Annotated in this window: 18 protein-coding genes; 14 read left to right on the top strand and 4 right to left on the bottom strand. The window is 59.9% G+C overall.

Translation table 11 applies throughout. The features are described from left to right. Positions 1-61 precede the first annotated feature (61 nt). The 9 genes from ACW9IR_RS16345 to ACW9IR_RS16305 all read left to right on the top strand — a co-directional run bounded on the left by ACW9IR_RS16345 (position 62) and on the right by ACW9IR_RS16305 (position 11,022). Positions 62-904, top strand: a complete 843-nt coding sequence (locus ACW9IR_RS16345; RefSeq protein ID WP_457464193.1) for a hypothetical protein — start codon at positions 62-64, stop codon at positions 902-904. Next, positions 901-3,237: a lipase family protein gene (locus ACW9IR_RS16340; RefSeq protein WP_457464191.1), complete on the top strand. Its 2,337-nt coding sequence runs from the start codon at positions 901-903 to the stop codon at positions 3,235-3,237. Before ACW9IR_RS16345 ends, ACW9IR_RS16340 begins: the two co-directional genes overlap by 4 nt. A 196-nt stretch (positions 3,238-3,433) precedes the next feature. Next, the gene (locus tag ACW9IR_RS16335; RefSeq protein WP_102901633.1) at positions 3,434-4,501 is read left to right on the top strand and encodes a DUF2333 family protein; all 1,068 of its coding nucleotides are present in this window, start codon (positions 3,434-3,436) and stop codon (positions 4,499-4,501) included. Between the two features lie 3 nt (positions 4,502-4,504). Further along, entirely contained in the window at positions 4,505-5,062 is a 558-nt protein-coding gene (locus ACW9IR_RS16330) for an NUDIX hydrolase (protein ID WP_102901632.1), read from the top strand. A 188-nt stretch (positions 5,063-5,250) separates the two neighbouring features. Then, positions 5,251-5,622, top strand: a complete 372-nt coding sequence (locus tag ACW9IR_RS16325; protein ID WP_007914613.1) for a translation initiation factor Sui1 — start codon at positions 5,251-5,253, stop codon at positions 5,620-5,622. Between the two features lie 219 nt (positions 5,623-5,841). Then, positions 5,842-7,755 carry an arginine decarboxylase gene (gene speA, locus ACW9IR_RS16320; RefSeq protein ID WP_102901631.1) on the top strand — a complete coding sequence of 638 codons (1,914 nt, stop codon included), beginning with the start codon at positions 5,842-5,844 and terminating at the stop codon, positions 7,753-7,755. 233 nt (positions 7,756-7,988) lie between these two features. After that, complete coding sequence (locus tag ACW9IR_RS16315) at positions 7,989-9,338, top strand: type VI secretion system Vgr family protein (RefSeq protein ID WP_102901630.1); 1,350 nt, start codon at positions 7,989-7,991, stop codon at positions 9,336-9,338. Next, positions 9,335-10,129, top strand: a complete 795-nt coding sequence (locus tag ACW9IR_RS16310) for a DUF4123 domain-containing protein (RefSeq protein WP_095121960.1) — start codon at positions 9,335-9,337, stop codon at positions 10,127-10,129. Before ACW9IR_RS16315 ends, ACW9IR_RS16310 begins: the two co-directional genes overlap by 4 nt. A 17-nt stretch (positions 10,130-10,146) precedes the next feature. After that, on the top strand, positions 10,147-11,022 hold the full coding sequence (locus ACW9IR_RS16305; protein ID WP_457464187.1) for an alpha/beta hydrolase: 876 nt from the start codon (positions 10,147-10,149) through the stop codon (positions 11,020-11,022). Here ACW9IR_RS16305 and ACW9IR_RS16300 read toward each other — a convergent pair. Together ACW9IR_RS16300 and ACW9IR_RS16295 are read right to left on the bottom strand one after the other, a co-directional pair. Continuing rightward, on the bottom strand, positions 11,016-12,365 hold the full coding sequence (locus ACW9IR_RS16300; protein WP_150730314.1) for an MATE family efflux transporter: 1,350 nt from the start codon (positions 12,363-12,365) through the stop codon (positions 11,016-11,018). The two genes, ACW9IR_RS16305 and ACW9IR_RS16300, sit on opposite strands and share 7 nt — an antisense overlap. Positions 12,366-12,594: 229 nt before the next feature. Further along, positions 12,595-12,888 (bottom strand): hypothetical protein, encoded by a 294-nt coding sequence (locus ACW9IR_RS16295; RefSeq protein WP_064388791.1) that lies wholly within the window; start codon positions 12,886-12,888, stop codon positions 12,595-12,597. A 235-nt stretch (positions 12,889-13,123) separates the two neighbouring features. Here ACW9IR_RS16295 and ACW9IR_RS16290 point away from each other — a divergent pair, with 235 nt between their 5' ends. The 5 genes from ACW9IR_RS16290 to ACW9IR_RS16270 all read left to right on the top strand — a co-directional run bounded on the left by ACW9IR_RS16290 (position 13,124) and on the right by ACW9IR_RS16270 (position 17,650). Further along, entirely contained in the window at positions 13,124-13,429 is a 306-nt protein-coding gene (locus ACW9IR_RS16290) for a MazG-like family protein (RefSeq protein WP_457464184.1), read from the top strand. Next, entirely contained in the window at positions 13,426-14,175 is a 750-nt protein-coding gene (locus ACW9IR_RS16285) for a methyltransferase (RefSeq protein ID WP_102901627.1), read from the top strand. Before ACW9IR_RS16290 ends, ACW9IR_RS16285 begins: the two co-directional genes overlap by 4 nt. Before the next feature lie 12 nt (positions 14,176-14,187). Continuing rightward, positions 14,188-14,802 carry a DUF4136 domain-containing protein gene (locus tag ACW9IR_RS16280; protein WP_102901626.1) on the top strand — a complete coding sequence of 205 codons (615 nt, stop codon included), beginning with the start codon at positions 14,188-14,190 and terminating at the stop codon, positions 14,800-14,802. Between the two features lie 54 nt (positions 14,803-14,856). Continuing rightward, the gene (locus tag ACW9IR_RS16275; protein ID WP_102901625.1) at positions 14,857-15,414 is read left to right on the top strand and encodes a DUF4136 domain-containing protein; all 558 of its coding nucleotides are present in this window, start codon (positions 14,857-14,859) and stop codon (positions 15,412-15,414) included. 238 nt (positions 15,415-15,652) lie between these two features. Then, on the top strand, positions 15,653-17,650 hold the full coding sequence (locus ACW9IR_RS16270) for a pilus assembly protein TadG-related protein (protein ID WP_457464181.1): 1,998 nt from the start codon (positions 15,653-15,655) through the stop codon (positions 17,648-17,650). Here ACW9IR_RS16270 and ACW9IR_RS16265 read toward each other — a convergent pair. Together ACW9IR_RS16265 and ACW9IR_RS16260 are read right to left on the bottom strand one after the other, a co-directional pair. Next, on the bottom strand, positions 17,647-20,400 hold the full coding sequence (locus ACW9IR_RS16265; RefSeq protein ID WP_457464179.1) for a PAS domain-containing sensor histidine kinase: 2,754 nt from the start codon (positions 20,398-20,400) through the stop codon (positions 17,647-17,649). The genes ACW9IR_RS16270 and ACW9IR_RS16265 overlap by 4 nt on opposite strands. After that, a complete protein-coding gene (locus ACW9IR_RS16260) occupies positions 20,397-20,840 on the bottom strand; it encodes a TadE/TadG family type IV pilus assembly protein (protein WP_457464177.1) in 444 nt (147 codons plus the stop codon). Before ACW9IR_RS16260 ends, ACW9IR_RS16265 begins: the two co-directional genes overlap by 4 nt. Positions 20,841-20,884: the final 44 nt, after the last annotated feature.

The raw sequence follows: 20,884 nt of genomic DNA, 5'->3' as shown, positions 1-20,884 counted from the left end.
TGGTGGATGAACGGATCTGCACTATTTATCCGGGTTGCACTGAAAACAAGGACGAAACCCCATGACGGATCAAAAGACACCGCATTCGCGGGTGTATTTCCCCCACTTCAAACGAGTCTTTCAGTGCCTGACATTGAGCACTTGCCTTGTTTTGACCTTGGGTTGTTCAGCTGTCAGCAAGCCAAACACATTCACCTTTGTTCCTGACTTTCCGCCTGACTTCAAATACGACCTGACTGCCACCTATGTTCCCGCGAAGGGACAAACGTGTTCCGTACCGGGTGGAAGAGACACTCAACTTGGGTTCAACAAAACCAACATGAAATACGAAGGCACCTCCGTAGTCCCCCTTTACAGAACCGTAAGCGACTGCCCGCTGGCGCTGAACCATGTGGAGATCAAGATCATTGGCGTCATTGGCAGAGACAAAAAACGCGACTATTTGGGCTATGACTACGCCTCGTTTGCCGTGCGTCCCGAGCTGTTGGAGCGACAAATGGGTAGTTTCAGCGATGACAACACCGGAGAGTTTTTCGGTGAGTGCCAGTGGCTGTTCCGCACGGTTGGCCGAAAGCGCTACATCACAAAAATACTCACCTGCAAAAAAATGGATGCACAAGGCAAAGTCGGTAGAGGTCGGCCTTCCACGGCGTACACGCTGACTCAGCTATCGGGCAAAACGGTAAGGCTGAAGATCAAGTTGTCCGACGAGGAGGAGCCCTACATGGGGGACACATGGGTAAAGCAGCCAAATGGATGGAAGCGTTGCATGGGAAAAGGCTTCGAAGATCAACATGCTTTTTGTTACGGCAATCACAAGGACTTCAGCACCTTCAGGATGGTGGACGAACGAATTTGCACCATCTACCCCGGCTGCACGGAAAACAAGGATGAGACCCCATGAGCATTGAACCGTTAGATCCAAACGTCGCAGAGTTTATGCAAGGCAGCATCCACGCCTGCCCAAGGCGCGGGCATTCGACGAGTTTTCAATTAGTGGACGAATTCGGCGATGGCAAACCCTACGCCGGGTTGACCTACGAAGTCATTGATTACGAGGGCTCCGTTTACGCGGGCAAACTGGACGCTAAGGGGTCCGGAAATGTGAAAAACCATTATTGTGGGCCGGTGGTACTCAAGCTCACTCATTCATATCAAGGACGAAATGATGATTACAGCGAGTTGACTCGCAGGAAACACTACCCCCTCCCCATCACCGAACTCCAGGTGCGCGCCGAAAAAACCCGGTTCTTCAACAAATCAGGTGTACGCACCCAAGCCAATCCTGCAAAAGACCTTGCCGCAAACGCTGCCTATTACCAGGTTGAGGTCAGCGAACTTGTCAAGCATGTAGCGCACTTGCCGCCCTTGGCCCAGCGTAGTGATCCGCCGAATATGGTGGTTCACGCACTTATGCGATCCGCGCCAAAAACCAGATCCTTTGCGCAAGTTGATGAAAATTTGCCGGACAAAGGGGCGAGCGCGATCTTCAGCCAGGGACAACTGGCCACGGTGGAGTTGGGCTTTTCCCCGCCGCCGCCCAAACCCCAAGGCATTGCCTTGCTGCCTAACAAGCATCATGTGCTCGAGGTGCGCCCCATGAGGGCGTTGCGCCCGATGTTGTCGACGAGCAATGAGTTCTGCGCACTCAACCTCTATCAACTGTCTTTGATGGCGACCCTGAGTTACACCGACTTCGGACAGGAGCCCAACACACAACCGGTCAAGACCGACAGTGTGAGCTTCCCCTTGCAGCCCAGTAGCGGCAACTGGTTTGGCCATGCCCTGCCGCAGTTTGATGAAGTGTGGAAAGTCGATGCCCTGCAAACGAAGAAGTACTACCCCTTGTATGAGGAGGTCCCTTACTCGAAACGTCTGGAAGTGGTGCCGTTCGATCCATCGCTCTATCCAGAGGTAAACAACCCGGACTTGGGCGATCAACAGGAGCACCCGGCCAAGCTGCACTTTTTTGATGATCGCCAACAGGTCCAGAGCACGGACACACAAGCCTTCATCTGCCACCACGACGAGCTGATCCTCATCAGCGTGCGCGGCACCAGTGAAATATGGCCTGACGGCCTGCGTGATGGCGATGCCTATCAGGTTCCGTTCGAAGAAGGCGAAGGCAAAGTACACCGAGGTTTCTACGGTGGGGCTCTGGCGGCATACCCCTTTATCGTGACCTATCTGGATAAGTTCTACAGCGGGCAAAAGCTGCTGATCACCGGGCATAGCCTGGGCGGTGCAGTGGCTTTGATACTGTCCGAAATGCTGCGCCGTGATAAGCGTTTCGACCCCGACATCGTTCTCTACACCTACGGCGCCCCTCGCGCCGGCGACACCACTTTCATCAATAGCGCACAACCGCTGATCCACCACCGCGTCGTCAATCAGAACGACCCGGTTCCGAGCGTACCCGCCACATGGATGAACACTTTCGCCAAGCCAATGCCAATGTATATCGCCAACGGTGCAGTGCTGGTTATTACCCCGGCCGCCGGTTTTGCCTTGCTTGTCTGGGGAATGACCAACTTCTTTGGTGACGATTACGGCCATCACGGGGCGCTGCGCCATTTCATGCCCGTAGTGTTTGGCAAGGAACACCAATCCTCCATTCTCTGGCAGCCGGGCTGCAGCATCATCAACGATCACGGCTGTGCCGAAGCCTTGCGAAATATCAATGGCTTGCCCAAGCGCGGCTCTTTTCTGAAGCAGCTCTTCGCGGCAGGCGATCACTCGATGGTCGGCAGCTACATCCCCGGCTGCTGGGCAAGCCTGCGCCGCTGGCAAGAGGCCCAGCAGCACAAACGCTCTTTGGTCACACCCCGGGAGTTCGAATGGGTCAGCGGCGCATTGGAAAATATCAGAAAGCAACTGCGTGCCGTTGAGCGCGAGATCCGGGCCCACCCCAGCGCCTATGTCCGCCACGAGGAAAGAAACCACAAGGTCACGGTTCTCAACAATGAAATAGACAAAATCAAAATGACCCATGACCGCCTGGTCGCCCTGCGCAGCCAGCGGGTCACCGAAGCCGACGTTTACGGCAGCTACGCCAACCAGCCCGAGTGGGTGCAGGAAAACCTGCTGCGCTGGAACGCTCACCCGGAAAACCTCGTTCAGGAACAACTGGCGATGATTCCGCCAGCCGCCGAAGACCACGATGCCGCTATTGCCGCAATGACCGGTGGGCATGCCGTTGGCGCGCCGTTTCAGCTGGATATTGATTCGATTGTGTAGCGCCAACATGTACTGGACAAATCTAAGCATCTATTAATGAAGATCTTTGGAGCCTGATTCGGCGTCTATCCTTACGCTCACTGGCAACACCGGGCTGCTTTTTTCCGGATAACTCCTACGGCGGGTGCCCGGCCTTGGCACGTTGTTGTATGGTTGTGGTCGAACCGTTGAACCCAAGATTTGAAAGGATATCGCCATGCTGGACTGGAAAAACCGCGCGGGCAGCGCGCCTGAACGTGCCGCCGAGCCCAAGTCGGCCACCCGCAGCTATGTCGGTGGGGTGCTGTTCAGCCGTGCATTGGCCACGCTGATCGGCATTTATCTGCTGGTGACCATTGGCCTTGGCTGGTACTGGAGCCAGGAGCCGGCGCTGTTTCCGGTTGCGCAAAACGCTCAGGTAGCTGCCGAGAAAGAAGGCAAGCAGATGGTGATCGGCTACACCACGGTCGAAACCCTGAAGACCGTTGCCGGCACCTTGCTCGACAAGCCGGGCGGCTACATTTCCAACGACCGCTTCCCGCCAGGTCTGTGGATGGACAACACGCCAAGCTGGGAATACGGCGTACTGGTGCAGGTGCGTGACCTGACCCGTGCCCTGCGCAAAGACTTCGCCCGTTCGCAGTCGCAGTCGGCGGAAGATGCCGATCTGGCCAAAGCCGAACCGCGCTTCAACTTCGACAACAAGAGCTGGATCCTGCCGTCGAGTGAGTCGGAATATCAGGAGGGCATCAACTCGCTGAGCCGCTATCAGGCGCGCCTGTCTGATCCAACCCAGAAAAACGCGCTGTTCTATGCCCGCGCCGACAACCTGAACAACTGGCTCGGCGATGTTGGCACCCGTCTCGGTTCGCTGTCGCAACGCCTGTCGGCCAGTGTTGGCCGGGTCAAACTCAACACTGCACTGAAAACCGAAGTGCCGGCCATCGGCGAAGTGCCGCAGGTTGACGAAGAGGTCGTCGAGACCCCGTGGATGCAGATCGACAACGTGTTCTACGAAGCACGTGGTCAGGCCTGGGCGCTGTCGCACCTGTTGCGCGCCATCGAAGTCGACTTCGCCGATGTGCTGGCGAAGAAGAACGCCACCGTCAGCGTGCGTCAGATCATTCGTGAGCTGGAAGCCTCGCAGGAACCGGTCTGGAGTCCTATGATTCTTAACGGCAGTGGCTTCGGCGTGCTGGCCAACCACTCGCTGGTCATGGCCAACTATATTTCCCGTGCCAACGCTGCTGTGATCGATTTGCGTCAACTGCTCAATCAGGGCTGATTCATGAGCCAGAACGCCAAAGAGGCGGCCCATCGCGCCGCCTCCGATGCCGAACAGATCGCCTGGGTCGACGAGCAGGACAACCTGCTCGGCGCTCTGGTGCGCGCGGATTTGCGCGAGCGTGGGCTGATCGGCCGTGGCACGTACATCATGTTGTTCAATTCCGCCGGCGACCTTTGTGTACATCGGCGCACGTTGAGCAAGGCGATTTATCCCGGCTATTGGGATGTTGCGGCAGGCGGCATGGTGCAGGCGGACGAGAGCTATGCCGAGTCGGCGGCCCGTGAACTGGAAGAGGAATTGGGCGTCAGCGGCGTAGAGCTGACAGCCCATGATCATTTCTACTTCGAAGACACCGGCAATCGTCTTTGGTGTTCGGCGTTTTCCGCTGTATGGGACGGCCCGCTCAAACTGCAGCCTGAAGAAGTGCTGGAAGCACGCTTTATTCCGGTCGAGCAGGTCATGCAGGAAATCCAGCAAAAGCCTTATTGCCCGGACTCTCTGGCGGCGTTGAAGCGCTATCTGAAGGCGCAGCAAAGCGACGTCGCAAAGAACACATAAATTGGCGCCGATTGGCACTTAGCAATTGGGTTTTTTGCCGTTACACTGCGCGACCTTTTCAAGCTGCACCGTCCTGCTTTTATTGAAGCATCCGGTGCAGTAGCGCTGCCCCTGCCTGAGTGGGGCTTCGCGGTCGCTGACCTTGCCCAAGGTTGCGATCAGTCTTTGTCCTCCCAAGAGGATTGCCGGTGGCCAAAAAAGCCGCATCCTTCGCCGCCTTGGGCGGCCTGGTATTTTCCACCGACGCAGGTCGTCATTGCCCGGAATGCAGCAAGCCGGTGGACGCCTGTATCTGCAAACAAACCGTGATCCCGGCCGGCGACGGCATTGCCCGCGTGCGACGTGAGAGCAAGGGCCGTGGCGGCAAGACGGTGACCACCATCACCGGCGTGCCATTGGCTGAAGACGCGCTCAAAGAGTTGGCGACAACGTTGAAGAAACGTTGCGGCACCGGCGGGGCGTTGAAAGACGGCATCATCGAAATCCAGGGCGATCATGTCGAGCTACTCTTGGCTGAGCTGATCAAGCACGGTTTCAAAGCGAAGAAGTCCGGCGGCTAGCAGCCTCTGTGAAACCCACCTGCGGCTTGATCCGGCGCTGAAGCAGTTCAGATCCGGCGTCGTCTCCATGGTTTTCACAGAGCCTGTTCATAACCGGTTTCTAAACTCCACGCGGTCAGCGCGGTCTACCGCCGCGCTGACGAACCGTCATTTTCATTCTTTAGAATGCGCCGACCTGAGATCAGGCGACGCACTATGACTTCTTTATAGGGGACTTCGATGTCCGTACGACGCACACGCAAAGACGATGGCAGCCAATGGACAGTTGCGGACAGCCGCAGTGTTTACGGGATTCGCCATTGGGGGGCCGGGTATTTCGCGATCAATGACGCCGGTCGCGTCGAAGTTCGTCCGAACGGACCGAGCAGCTCGCCTATCGACCTGTTCGAGCAAGTCGACCAACTGCGCAAAAGCGGTTTGTCCTTGCCGTTGCTGGTTCGTTTCCCCGATATCCTGCAAGACCGTGTCCGCCAGTTGACCGGTGCCTTCGATTCGAACATCGAGCGCCTGGAATACCAGAGCAAATACACCGCGCTGTACCCGATCAAGGTTAACCAGCAAGAAGCGGTGATCGAGAACATCATCGCCACTCAGGATGTTTCCATCGGTCTTGAAGCCGGCTCCAAGCCTGAGCTGCTGGCCGTGCTGGCGCTGGCACCGAAGGGCGGCACCATCGTCTGCAACGGTTACAAGGATCGCGAGTTCATCCGTCTGGCGCTGATGGGCCAAAAGCTCGGCCACAACGTCTTCATTGTGATCGAGAAAGAATCCGAAGTCGGTCTGGTGATCGAAGAGGCCGCCTCGCTGAAGGTCAAGCCACAGGTCGGCCTGCGCGTGCGTCTGTCGTCGCTGGCGTCGTCGAAGTGGGCGGACACCGGCGGTGAGAAATCCAAGTTCGGTCTGTCGGCGGCGCAACTGCTCTCGGTGGTCGAGCGCTTCCGCGCGGCGGGCCTGGATCAAGGCATTCGCCTGCTGCACTTCCACATGGGTTCGCAGATTGCCAACCTGGCTGACTATCAGCACGGTTTCAAAGAAGCGATTCGTTACTACGGTGAGCTGCGCAACCTCGGCCTGCCGGTCGATCACATCGACGTCGGTGGCGGTCTGGGTGTTGACTACGACGGCACGCACTCGCGCAACGCCAGCTCGATCAATTACGACATGGACGATTACGCCGGTGTCGTGGTCGGCATGCTCAAGGAGTTCTGCGACGCGCAGAGCCTGCCGCATCCGCACATCTTCTCCGAGAGCGGCCGTTCGCTGACCGCGCACCACGCGATGCTGGTGGTGCAGGTGACCGACGTCGAGAAACACAACGACGAAATCCCGCAGATCGAGAACAAGGAAGCGCTGCCGGAAACCGTGCAATGGCTGGTTGACCTGCTCGGCCCGACCGACATCGAAATGGTCACCGAAACCTACTGGCGCGCGACGCACTACATGAGCGACGTGGCTGCGCAGTACGCCGACGGCAAACTGACCCTGGCTGAAAAAGCCCTGGCCGAGCAGTGCTACTTCGCTGTGTGCCGTCGCCTGCACAACTCGCTGAAAGCGCGTCAACGTTCGCACCGCCAGGTGCTCGACGAGCTCAACGACAAGCTGGCCGACAAGTACATCTGCAACTTCTCGGTATTCCAGAGCCTGCCGGACACTTGGGCGATCGATCAGGTGCTGCCGATCATCCCGCTGCACCGTCTCGATGAAGAGCCGCTGCGCCGCGCGGTGCTGCAGGATCTGACCTGCGACTCCGACGGCAAGATCAACCAGTACGTCGACGAGCAGAGCATCGAAACCAGCCTGCCAGTACACGGTTTGAATGAAGGCGAAGACTACCTTCTGGGCGTGTTCCTCGTGGGCGCCTATCAGGAAATCCTCGGCGACATGCACAACCTGTTCGGTGATACCGACTCGGTGAACATCTACCAGAACGCCGATGGCAGTGTTTACCACGCCGGCATCGAGACCCACGACACCATCGAAGACATGCTGCGTTACGTGCACTTGTCGCCGGAAGAACTGATGACTCACTACCGCGACAAGTGCGCCAGTGCCCGCATCAGTGCCAGCGAGCGCACACAATTCCTCGATGCCTTGCGTCTGGGCCTGACCCGTTCCTCCTACCTGTCTTCCTGAGGTCAGGTGGCGATCTCGCCGGGTTGTCTGAAATGTTCCCACTAGCTGTGGAAAATTCAGATGACCCGGTGGGATACATCCCAAAATCTTCGCGAAATGCTTGCCGGTCCCGGCCAGCAAAGTCATCCGGTCTGCTTTTCGCGTAGGTCATTTCCTAAGTTGTACTTCAGCTCTCTACTCGGCCATGGCTCTCGGCGAGAATCCCCGACCGCCCCTCCTGTAGAGATCCGCCTATGTTCGATCAAGCCAACGAGTCCTCGTTTCGTCTCGATGTAGCGGGCCTGTCCGACCCTTTCGAAGTCCTGGCCTTTACCGGTAGCGAAGCCCTGAGCGAGCCCTTTGCATTCGAAATCGATGTGTTGATCGACGATCCGCAACTGGACCTTGCCGACCTGCTTTACCGTTCGGCGTTCCTGTGTTTCGGGGCGTCGGGGGAGGGCGTACACGGGCAATTGCAGAGCCTCGTCCAGCACGAACACGGGCACGGTTCAAGATTGTGCCGGATCCGTCTGGGGCCGAAACTGGGTTGTCTCGACTTGCGCATCAGCCAACGCATCTTCAGTGGCTGTTCGGTGCCACAGATCATCGAGCAGGTGCTCAGGGAGCACGGAATTATCGGCGCTCAGCGCCGCTTCGAATTGCACGGCGATTACCCCGTCCGCACGTTCTGTACGCAATACCGCGAATCCGATCTGCAACTGCTCCAGCGCTTGTGTGCACAGGCGCGAATTCACTACTTTTTCGAACACGGGCCCGATCGGCATTGCCTGGTATTCGGTGATGATCCGACGCAGTTGCCCTTGGCTGGCACCGTGCTGTATCGGGACGAGCCCGATAGTCAGAGCGTGTCCCTCGGCGTGCGCCATTGGCAATTTCAGGAAACCTTGCAGTCCGCGCCGCCAGACGCAAGGCCGGCACACAGTGCCGAAGGCTGCAGTCATCTCGCGGCGTTACGCAGCGGTTATTGGCTGCGATTGGCCGGGCACCCTTTTGCCGAGTGCAATCGCCATTGGTTGCTGACCCGTATCGAGCACAGCGCTGATCCATCGCTCGACCTTCCTTATGCCAACCGTCTGTTTGCGACACTGCAACTGCCTTCGTGCCTGCCGGCCACTGTGCCGACACGACTGCGCATGCACAGCCTGCAACGGGCCTGGGTTGTGACGGTGGACGAGCCGCAGCCCGACTGCTTCAGGCCTGTGGCGGTGCAGTTCGACTGGCTTTATCAGGGCGAAGGGGCGGCGCCGAGTCATTGCTGGCTGCCACTTGCACCAGCCCTGGTCGACGCGCCTTTGTTAGCACTGAGCGAGGGTGTCGAAGTGGTGGTGAGTTTCTTTGAAGGCGATCCGGATCAGCCGATGATCAGCGGCGTGCTACAGCCGTCGGTCGCTGGGGCGGACATCAGCGATGAGCCAGCGTTACCGGACAGGCTGGTGAGTCAAGGCTTGCAGCAACTGCTGGCCTCTGGCGAACCGTTATTGCTGTTGTGCCTGATCCCCGGCGGCGGCAGTTTCAGCCACTGCTCGCAAGCCGTGTGCAGTTGTCGGCTAGTGACCGCGCTTGAACAGAGCGGCGCAACATGAGTGGCGCGGCGCGCGAGCCGATGGCGCAGTGGTTGCTGCTCGATGGCCCGGATGCGACGCGGGCATTGACGATTTTGCGCCAGGGATTCGCCGATGCGCAGCGGTTCTGGTTGTTCGACGGCACTGAGTTTGCACCGGTTTGTGAATACGGCCCGGTGCTGGTCGACTTGCGCGGTTGTCCGGCACTGGCGTCGTTGTGTTACAGCGATCCGGACACCTGGCGCGGGTTGTTGCTCGCGAGCGAGGCATCGGCGCAGGATCTGCTGAGTCATTTGCAGTGCATGCTCACGGTCTCTTTCGGGCTGAGTCATCGGGCTTTGCTCAGTTATTACAACCGTCAGACCGCGAGCTATTTTTTCGACGCCTGTGATGCCGCAGACCTGAGTCGCTGGCTCGGGCCGATCCGCCAGTTGCGCTGGTTCGGCGGGACGTGGGCCGACCGTGCTATCGGCAGTCAGGGCTGGCAGCAGTTGCGCAATCCGGGGCTGGCTGTCGAGCCACTGAGCGTCGAGGAGAGCCTCACTCGCCGTCAGCGCGAACGCCTGCAAACCTGTTTGTTGGAGCAGCATATCTGGCGCTGGTGTCAATCGCTGGGAACCGACTACGCGGCGATGGCCTCCCATGTTCAACAAGGCCTGGCGTTGGGATTCAGCGATCGCTCGGTGCTCGACGCCTGGTTATGGCTACGCTTGCTGCATCCGCGAGCCGTGCTGGTGCCGCCACCGGAGGGCTTGACTCAGCAGGAACGGCTTGAACATGTGCGACGTCAGTGGCGCGGCGATCAAACTTGAAGTGAGGTTCGGCGCCTATGGCAGGTTTTTTTCGCAAGGGGCTCGGCTTGATGCTCGGCGCTCTTCTAATGTTGGCGCTGAGCGCCTGCTCGCCAGTGAAAGTGCTCAATGCGCTGACCCCCAGTCAAACGTACGACAAGACCACGGGTATCGCTTATGGCGACGATCCCCGGCAGAAGCTTGATGTCTACGTACCACGTCACGCATTGGCCGGTGCGCCGGTGGTGGTGTTTTTCTACGGCGGCAGTTGGAACAGTGGGTCGCGCGACGACTACACCTTTGTCGGCGAGGCGCTGGCGTCTCGCGGAATTGTCGCGGTGGTGGCGGACTACCGGTTATATCCGCAGGTGCGTTATCCGCTGTTTCTTGAGGACAGCGCGCGAGCGGTGGCATGGACCCGAACGCACATTCGCGAGTTTTCCGGCAATGCACAACGGATGTATCTGATGGGGCACAGCTCTGGTGGATACAACGCGGCAATGCTGGCCCTGGACGCCAATCTGCTTGGCGCGGTCGGAATGTCTCCCAAGGATCTGCGCGGCTGGATCGGTCTGGCCGGGCCCTACGATTTTCTGCCGATCGAGAATCCTGATGTGCGTCCAGTGTTCTTCTGGCCGCTTTCACCGCCGCAATCACAGCCGATCAACCACGTCAGTCGCAGTGCGCCCCCCGCGCTGCTCATCGCCGCGAGCAGGGATGATCTGGTCGACCCGGCGCGCAACACCGCGGGCCTGGCGCGAAAAATGCGCGAGGTCGGGGTGTCGGTGCAGGATCTTTACTATTCGCGGCCCAGTCACATTACGTTGGTGGCGACGCTGTCGAGGCCACTGCGGGGACTGGCGCCAGTGCTCGATCAAGTGGTCGGTTTCATCGAGCACACACCGATTCAGTGAGCGGCGCCGTTGAACCAGCCGTCATTGCGTTTGAGCCACCAGGCTTGCGCTCCGAGGGTCAGGCTGCGCAGCACCATGAATAAAAGAAATGTTATCCACAGACCGTGATTGCCCAGACCTTGCAGTGCCCAGGCAAAAGGCATGAGCAATACCACCGAGATGAGCATGCCGTTGCGCATTTCCCGCGCGCGGGTGGCGCCGATGAACAGGCCGTCGAGCAGGTAGCTCCAGACCGCAATCAACGGCAAAACGGCAAGGTAGGGCAGGTAAGTGAACGCGGTATCGCGCACGCTCTGGATGTTGGTCTGCATCTCGATGAACAAGTGCCCGGCCAGTACAAACAACAGGGCAAAGCCGAGGCTCGCGATCAGTGACCAGCCACCGGCGACTACCAGTGATCGGCGCAAGCCCAGGCGATCACGGGCACCGATGGCGTGCCCGCACAAGGCCTCGACGGCGTGGGCCAGACCGTCCAGGGCATGGGCCGTCAGCAGCAAGCCATTGAGCAATAGCGCATTGGCGGCAACCGTGGCATCACCCAGTCGTGCGCCTTGCACGGTGATCAGAAAAAATACCGATTGCAGCGCCAGACTGCGGATGAATATGTCGCGGTTGACCGCCAGCAGTGGGCGCCAGCTCTGCCAAACCCTCAATGTCCCCCAGACAATGTGCCCCGGATAGGCCCGCAGCGCTTTGCGGGTCAGCCACAGGCCGAGCAGGGCACCGCTCCATTCAGCGATCACCGAGGCCCGCGCCGAACCGACCACGCCCCAGTCCAGGCCGATTACGAACCACAGATTAAGGACGATGTTGATCAGGTTGGTGCTCAGCAGAATCGCCAGCGGCGCCCGGGCGTTCTGCGTGCCGAGAAACCAGCCGACCAGCGCATAACTGGCCAGCGCCGCTGGCAGGCCGAACAACCGCGTGTGGAAGAAATCCCGGGTGAGCTGATCCAGCTCCGCCGACGGTTGCATGAAGTGCAGCGCGACCCCGCTCAGCGGCACACCCAACGTGCCAAGCACCAGTGCCAGTCCCATCGCCAGCAGCAAACCTTGCAACAGAATCTGCCGCAACGCCGCGCCGTCGCTGCGCCCCGCGGCCTGCGCGGCAAATCCGGTGGTACCCATGCGCAGAAAACCCATGGCCCAGGCGAGAAAGGTATAGAGGCTGGCGCCGACCGCCACCGCGCCCAATTGGTGGGCGTGGGGCAAGTGGCCGATGACGGTGCTGTCGACCAGCGCCACCAGCGGTACGGAAATATTGGAAAGAATCATCGGCGCAGCGAGTGCCCAGACCTTGCGGTGCGTTGGGCGGTCGCGCCAGTCGGCGATCAGAGTGGACATGCGGGCTCCTTGGGGAGCGGCATTGTAGCGATAGAAGCCACCCTCACCCCAGCCCTCTCCCAGAGGGAGAGGGAGCCGACCGAGGTGTCTTGCGTCATCCATCGACCTGAGAGAATGTGCCGATTATGGATTCGCTGAAGCTCGCTCAAGTCGGTGTAGCTCTTGAATATCCCCCATTCAGTCCCCTCTCCCTCCGGGAGAGGGTTAGGGTGAGGGGCTCTTATAAGGCCTAGTGAATAATCCAGCTAAGCAACCACAACCCCAGCAACAACCAGATGATCCCGGCAATGATCGACGCATTCATGAACGCGCGAATCGCCGACCACAACAACATCAGGCCAACGATCAGCGCGATGATGCTGATGATCGAGGTGTCCATGCCCAGCGTCTTCGCCAGACCGTCGACAAAGTTGCCGCCGGCATTGCTCAGAATGTTGAACAAACCACTGAGGCCATCAACGATAAAGCGGATGATCGAACCGAGCGCCTGGCCGAGCCATTCGAAAAAGCTTTCTACCTGCATGTGTGCATCCTGATGAAAGAGCTGAGCCTTGGGCCACAACGCGGGTGGCCGAGTTCCCTGCATGATAGAAGGTTTGCACCGCCCTTGTAGGAGTGAGCCTGCTCGCGATCGCGTTGTGTCAGTTAACGATGATGTTGAATGTAATGACATCATCGCGAGCAGGCTCACTCCTACAGGGTTTACGCTTGCCTTCAGGGCGTATCCCCCCGAAGCTATACGCCTTCAGGAGAGCCCGATGAACCTTGTTGAACTGACCGAACGCCTGCACGCCATTCGCGACCGCAATGACTGGCGGCAATTTCACAGCCCGAAAAACCTCGCCATGGCCGCCAGCGTCGAAATGTCCGAACTGGTGGAGATTTTCCAGTGGCTGACGGAAGACCAGTCGCGCCAGTTGCCGGCGGACAAACTCGCCCACGCCGGGCAGGAAGTCGGCGATATCGTTCTGTATCTGTTGCTGCTGTGCAGCGAGTTGGGGTTGGACATGAATGAAGTGGTGCGCGCCAAGCTTGCCGACAGCGAACGGCGGTTCAGCCGATGAGCGACCGGCATTTTGATCAGTTGGCGACGCGTTTCGCCGAAAAAATCTACGGAGGTGCCAAAGGTGCGATCCGTCTCGCGGTGTTGCAGGCTGACCTCGCCGAAGCGCTGCCGGATCGTCCGTTGCGGGTTTTGGACATCGGTGGCGGCCTCGGCCACATGTCGCTGTGGCTGGCCGAGCGCGGCCACGACGTGACCTTCACCGAGCCGGCCGCACCGATGCTTGAAGGCGCGCGCCAGCGTTTCGCTGAAGCCGGGCAAACCGCGACGTTCATTCAGGCGCCGTGGCAGGAACTGCTCGGCCAACTCACTGAACCGTACGATCTGGTGATCTGCCACGCCGTGCTGGAATGGCTCGCCGAACCCCACGCGATCCTGCCGGTGCTGCATCAACTGACCAAACCCGGTGGCTGGCTGTCGCTGGCGTTCTACAACCGCGATGCGCTGATTTACCGCAACTTGCTCAAAGGCCATTTCAAGAAAATGCGCAAGAACAGCATGGCCGGGGAAAAGCAAAGCCTGACCCCGCAGCAGCCCCTCGACCCACGGGAATTGGCAACGCAACTCGACGGCTTGTGGCAGGTCGAAACCCAAAGCGGGATCCGGGTTTTCCATGACTACATGCCGGTGGAGTTTCAGGCCCGCGCCGAACTTGTCGATTTGCTCGAGATGGAGCTCGCTCATCGTCGTCACCCAGGCTTCGCCGGGCTTGGGCGCTACTTGCACTGGATCTGCCGGCCGATCTGATCGGAGCGCGACATGAAAGCTCAATCCGGGTTACTGCTGATGTGTCTGGGCTTGGCTGCTTGCCAGAGCAGCAACCCGTACGTGGCGCAATCGCGGCCCTTGCCGCCGGCGCCGGCGCAAGCGGCTAACACTTTCGACCGCAGCGCTTACCCGGCGCCGCCGCGTGATTATGGACGCTACCGCAGCTGGGCCTGGCTCAACGGGCAACTGCCGCCGGGCACGGCGTGGGCGGACTCGGCACAAGTGGCCGAAGCAGTGAGCAATGCCCTCGATCAGCGCGGCTTGCGCCCGCTGCACGACAATCGCCCGGCCGACCTGTTGGTCAGCGCCAATCTGCGTCTGGAAACCCGTTTGCGTCAGGTCCAGGACGACTACGGTTATTACGGCGGCGGATACGGCGGCTATGATCGATATGGTCGCGGTTACGGCATGTACAACACGGCGCCGATCGTGCGCACCTATTCCGAGCAAGTCGTGGTGGTACAGGTCAACCTGTTCGACGCCGGCAGCGGTCAACCGGTGTGGAGTGCCAGTGCCGAAACCGCGAACAAGGGCAGCGAAATCGATCGCACCGATTCGATCCGCGAGGCTGTGGAAAAGGCCATGTCGGCGTATCCTCCCAGTTAGCTTCCTGCTCATTCGAAGCTTCCGCAGGTTCATGTCTTCACTCGGAGAAAACCCATGTTCCGCCGTCTCGCTTTACTGGCCATGGCCGCGCTGCTCAGCGCTTGCGCCGCCAACCAGGTCAATCACGATTTCGATGCCAGCCGCGATTTTGCCGCCTATCGCAGCTGGAGCTGGAAAGACCCCGCCCTGCAATATCGCCCCGATGATCCGCGGATCAAAAGCGACCTGACCGAGCAACGCATCCGTCAGGCCGTGGCCGATCAGCTCGACCAGCGCGGGTTGCGTCCTGCGGCGGCGGGCGCCAAGGGTGATCTGAACGTGCAGACCTACCTGATCGTCGAGGATCGTCAGCAGCAAGTGACGACCAATTACGGCGGCGGTTGGGGTGGCCCATGGAACGGCTACTGGGGCGCGCCGATGTACAACGAAACGCGCAACATCACCTACAAGGTCGCGACCATCCAGATCGACCTGCTCGACGGCAAGGACGGCAAACTGGTGTGGCGCGGCAGCGATGAGCAGATGCTGTCCGGCAGGCCGAATCCCGATGATCGCAGCAATGCCATCCGCGAGACGGTCACGCGGATTCTGGCCAACTATCCACCGCGCTGAATTCGTTAAAAAAGTGGGAGCTGTTGAGCTCCCTTTTTTTTGTTCCACCCTAAATTCCAATGTGGGAGCGAGCCTGCTCACGAAAGCAGGGTGTCATTCAACTGTTATTTGTCTGACACGACGCCTTCGCGAGCAGGCTCGCTCCCACAGGGATGTTTGTCTGTTCGAAATGGCGCGTTGCCATTAGGCGCGTCTACACTCAGTTGCACCAATGGAGCTAGCGGCAAAGGAGTGCGCCATGTCGCCTCGTTCGCGATTCAACGGCCCGGCCCGCCAGCGCGGGGCGATTGGCTTGATGGCGGCGGCCACCCTCAGTCTGGCGGTGGTGATGCTGCTGGTGGTGGTCGACACCGGCCGCTTGTACATGGAACAACGCAAATTGCAGCGGGTGGTCGACAACGCCGCCCTCGAAGCCGTCAGCCGTGGCGGTAATTGCCTGCCGGGCCTGAGCGCCGCCAGTTATGCCGGGCAAAGCGCCGTGCGCAATGGCTACATTGTGGATGCCAGCAACACCCTCGCCACCACGTGCGGCACCTTGGTGACCGCCGCTACCGGCCTGCGCACATTCGCGGTGGATGCCACGCAAGCGGCAGCGGTCAAAGTGGCCGCCAGCCGCACGGTGACCACCAGTTTTGCCGGCGGCGTACAGGCTTTGTTCAGCGGCACACCGGTCAGTCTCAATACCACGCTCAATGCCTCGGCGGTGGCCGCCAAACCGCAGCCGACAGTGGCCCAGCTGAATATTCGCAGCACCCTGGCCAGCATCGATACGGCGCAGTCGAACATCCTCAATCCGCTGTTCTCCGGGCTACTCGGCGGCAACGTCAATCTCACGGCACTGGGCTGGGATGGCCTGCTGAACACCGACATCAACTTGCTCAAATACCTTGATCAGCTGGCGATCAATCTCAACGTCGCGGCGGGCAATTACACGCAATTACTCAACACTCAGGCCACGGTGACGCAACTGATTCAGGCCGCGGCGACGGTGGTGCAACTCAACGGCGCGACTGCGCAGGTGATCACTGCGCTGGGCCAATTGCAGGTGGCCGCGATCAACGCGGCGCCGGTCAAACTGGGCGACATCCTGCAATTGCAGACCGGCACCACGGCGGCAGGGCTGGACGCCAATCTGCAACTGCTGCAACTGATTCAGGGCGTGGTGCAACTGGCCAACAGCAAGAGTGCGGTGGCGGCGACGTTGCCGATCAGTGTGCTCGGGCTGGCGAATGTCACGGTGCGGGTGAAAGTGATCGAGCCGCCGCAGTTCTCTGCGATTGGCGATCCGGCGCGGGCCAAGGTCAATCCGACCGGGCCGGACCGGATTTATGTGCGTACGGCGCAGGTTCGCACGCTGGTCTCAGTGAATCTGCCGGTGCTGTCCGGGGTGACGGGGCTGACCAATGCCGTGCTGGGGCTGGTGGGTGGATTGACCCCGACCCTCAATGCACTACTGAGTCTGAATCTGGTCAGTACGCTCAATTCGGTCCTGTGCCTGTTGGGTGCGGGTTGTGAGCAACTTGATCCACAATTGCTGCCATCACCGCAAATCGACATCAGTCTGGATGCCGGCGGCGCCAAGAGTTATGTCACCGATTACAGCTGTCCGACGGGCACCACCGGCACCAAGAGCCTGACCGCGCATACCATCACGTCCATCGCTGACTTGAAACTCGGCAAGATCGATCCGACCAATGCCTTTTCTTCGGCGGCCGAACCCACGGTGGCACCCTTGGCGCTGATCGATCTGGGGATCGTCACCTGTCACAAAATCCTGCTGCTCGGCACCTGTGATCCTGCCACCCATGTTCCTTTCGGCGCGGGAGGCATCGGCATCATGCTCGACACCAGCGTCGCGCAAAACACCCAAAATCTGGTGTTCTCCAGCAGCACGCCGTTCGCCACCCCGGCCAACCTCAAACTACCGCCGAGCATCTTGCCGGCAGCGCCAACCAGCAACATCGTCGGCAGCCTGTCGAATACCCTCGCGGGGATCAACCTGATCGTCTACAAACCGCAGGGCAGTAATCCGTTGGGCTCCATTGTCACCGGCGTCGCTTCGTTGATCAGCGATGTCGCCAACCGATTGTTGCCCGTGGTGACCGGGGCACTTAGTCCGTTGCTCGACCCGCTGCTGAACAACCTGCTCAAAGGTTTGGGCATCAACCTGATGGACGTCGACGTCGGCGCCAACATGACCTGCGGTCAGACCGGCAAGGCCTATCTGGTGATCTAGGTGTCCGCGGCAATCGGCAACTCAATGCAGAATCGCGCGCCCTCCACCGAGTTGCGCACGCTCAACTGGCCGCCCATGTTGTCGATGATGCCGTAGCTCACCGACAGCCCCAATCCGGTGCCGACACCGATCGGCTTGGTGGTGAAAAACGGCTCGAAGATCCGCTCCAGCAAGCGCGGGTCGATGCCGCCACCGTTGTCCTCGACCCACAGCCGTACACTCTGTTCATCGCGTTCAGCGTAGATCGCAATCCACGGTTTGAAGCTCGAGTCCTTCTCGCGTTTGCTCAGCAACGCATCTCGCGCATTGACCATCAGATTTATCAATACCTGCTCAAGCTGATCAACGTAGCCGCGCACCTGAACCTCGAACCCGGTCTCGCTGATGCGCAAGTCCACGCCTTTGCCGCGCATGCCTTCGGCCAGTAGCGACAGCGTGCCTTCGATGGCCGAGGCGGGGTTGAACAGTTGCTGCTCGATCTCCGAACGTCGGCCGAATACGCGCATGTGATCGACTACTTTCGCCGCACGCTGAACCTGCGCATCGATGCGGTTGAGTTTGTCGGTCAGGTAATCGACCTGCACATCGCCGTTGCCCAGACGCTTGAGCACGTTGACGATGGCCATGCGCATCACGTTCAGCGGCTGATTGATTTCATGGGCAAGCCCGGTGGCCATTTCGCCAAGGGTGGCCATTTTCGCGCTTTGCGTGAGTTGCTGCTGCGAACGGCGCACTTCGGTGTTGTCGCGGCCCACCGCTTGCACCTCGATCAATTGGCCGTGTTCATCGAACACGCCACGATCGGACCAGCCCCACCAGGCGTGTTCGCGGCCGGGCAGTTGCAGGCTGATTTCTGCGGTGCTTACCGGGTGCTCCGCCGTCAGTGATCCGAGACGCTGGACGAAGGCGGCGCGTTGTTCCGCGGACATCCAACTGCCGAGATCGACCCCCGGCAGTTGCTCCGGTGTGCATTCCAGGTACGTCGCCAGCGGCCGGTTGCCGAAGGTCAGAATCAGGTCCGGGCGGTAGCGACAGATCATTGCCGGCGAATCCTCCACCAGAATCCGGTAGCGCTCTTCACTTTTTTTCACCTGCTCGGCCGCCAGAGTCGCTTCGGTGACGTCCAGCCACAAACCAACCGCTTCGACCGGCAGGCCGAGGTCATTGCGCAGCAACTTGGCTTCATCAAGCAGCCAGTGATATTCACCGTGACGATCGCGCAGGCGATAACGCGCGCGCACCGAACCTTCGCGCAACAACTGACGGCTACGGGCGAAATACCGGTCGCGATCGTCAGGGTGAATCATTTCGATCAGTGCGCCGCTGCTGCAGTCCTCAAGGCTCCAGCCCAACAAGGGCTGCAGGCTGGCACTGAAGAACGCCGGGATCAGCGCGCCTTCGTGGTAGTGCTGGACGTAAATTACTGCGGGCGAACTGGCGATCAGGTTGTCCAGCCGTGCATGCGCGGCGGCGGCCCGTTGTTGCTGGTTCTGGATATCGCTGATATCGAGCATGAAACCGGCCAATCGGCGGAACTCGCCATTGCCAATCACTTGGCCCTGCACGCGATACCACGTGGGCGCCTGCTCGTTATTACCACCGCGCAGGCGCACCGATAACGTCAGGGCTTCACCGTGTTGTTGCAAGGCTTGCAGACGGCTGCGCAATTCGTCGCGGTCGGCGGGATGGATTTGCGCCAGCCAGTCTTCCAGCGCTAATCCGCCAGGGGGCACGTTCAGGGCCGCTGCCAGCGCGGGGGCCAGTTGAATGTGGGCGTCGCCTGCCAAAATCTCCCACCAGCCGGTGCCGAGCAGGGTTTGCAGCGCTTCGATGCGTTCCAGTTGCAGGTGATGTTGCTGTTCGCGCAGGCGCCCGAGCAACGGCCCGGCGAGCGCGCCGAGCAGTGTCATCCAGTCGCGTTCGGTCAGGTATGGCGCGGCACTGTCCACGGGATAAAAACCGCAGAGCAGCCAGGCCACCACACCGCGCTCATCGCTATACGGCACCGCGAAACCCTCGGCACTGCCGAACAGGGCCTGCACCCGCGAGTGTTCATCGAGGCCATGGTGTGCGCCGACGCGTTGCGGCGCGGCACCGTTCAGGCTGTCCAGCGGCGTGCCCAGGCGTTGCTGGTCGTGCCACAGGTTCGGCGCATCGTGGGCGCGATGCTGACGATAGATCTGCCAGCCCTGTTGCTCATCATCGAGCAAGGCCAGCGCCAGACAGGGGATATGCCAGCGCTGGGCGATCATTTGCAATTGTTCGCTGACGATCACCGGCAAACGCACTTGGCTGCAGGCGCGTACCTGTTCACTGACCTGCCCGGCAATCAATTGGCAGGCGTCACGCTGACGCGATTGTTGGCGTTCGAGCAGCAAGTCAGCGATGTCGATCAACTGCATCAGCCAGCCGTCGCCCAACGGCTGTACCCAGCCGCGCAGGTGCACGGTTTGCTCGCCCAGGCCGCAGAAGTCGAGATCCAGCAAGAGCCCCTGCCACTCCCGTGGCCGACCTTCGATGGTCAGTGTGCTGTGGGGCAGCAGATAAGTGCTGAGTGGCAAGGGCTGATCTTGAGGTTTGAACTGCGCCAGCAGATGGCGCAGCGGGCCGGCCATTTGCACCACGCCACCGTCGTCGTTCAGGTACAGGTGCAAGCCTGTTGCGGGTGAGCCGAGTGGGTCGGGCAACTCGTGGGCGGCGGGCGGCGTGCGTTTGAGCAAGCGCCCGAAGAGCTTGTCCCTCGACGTCAAAATTGCAGACTCGATTTGGCGGTCAGGTAGGTGGGCAGATTGGGCACTGTGCCAACGACCGGAAGCACCAGAAACGGTATGACCTGATTCAACTTGCTGACCGGATAATCCACTCGCACCGTCAGCAGGCCTGATGCGCTGTACTGGCTGCTGGTATCAACGCCGATCACCAGGTTGAAGACCGGCGGAATCCAGGACAATTGCTGGGTCAGCGTGGCGTTCGCGGTGTTGAGCACGACTGTTGAATAGTTGGGTGTGTTGGGATCGACCGCGACACTGCGACGTACCGCTTCGGACGTGGCCTGGTTGAACGATTGCATCATCACCAAGGGCAGGCTGTAACTGACCAGGCCGTAAAACACGGCGAAAAAAATGATGAACACCAAGGCGAACTCGATCGCCACCGCACCTTTTTGCGACTTCCGAAAGCCGGTTTTCATGAGTGCGTCTACCCTGACTGTCACTGCGTAGTATCAGCATAGAA

The sequence above is a fragment of the Pseudomonas sp. SDT291_1_S447 genome, assembly GCF_054070155.1.
The sequence above is the reverse complement of the archived record's forward strand: the minus strand, read 5'-3'. Positions and strand labels throughout refer to the sequence as shown.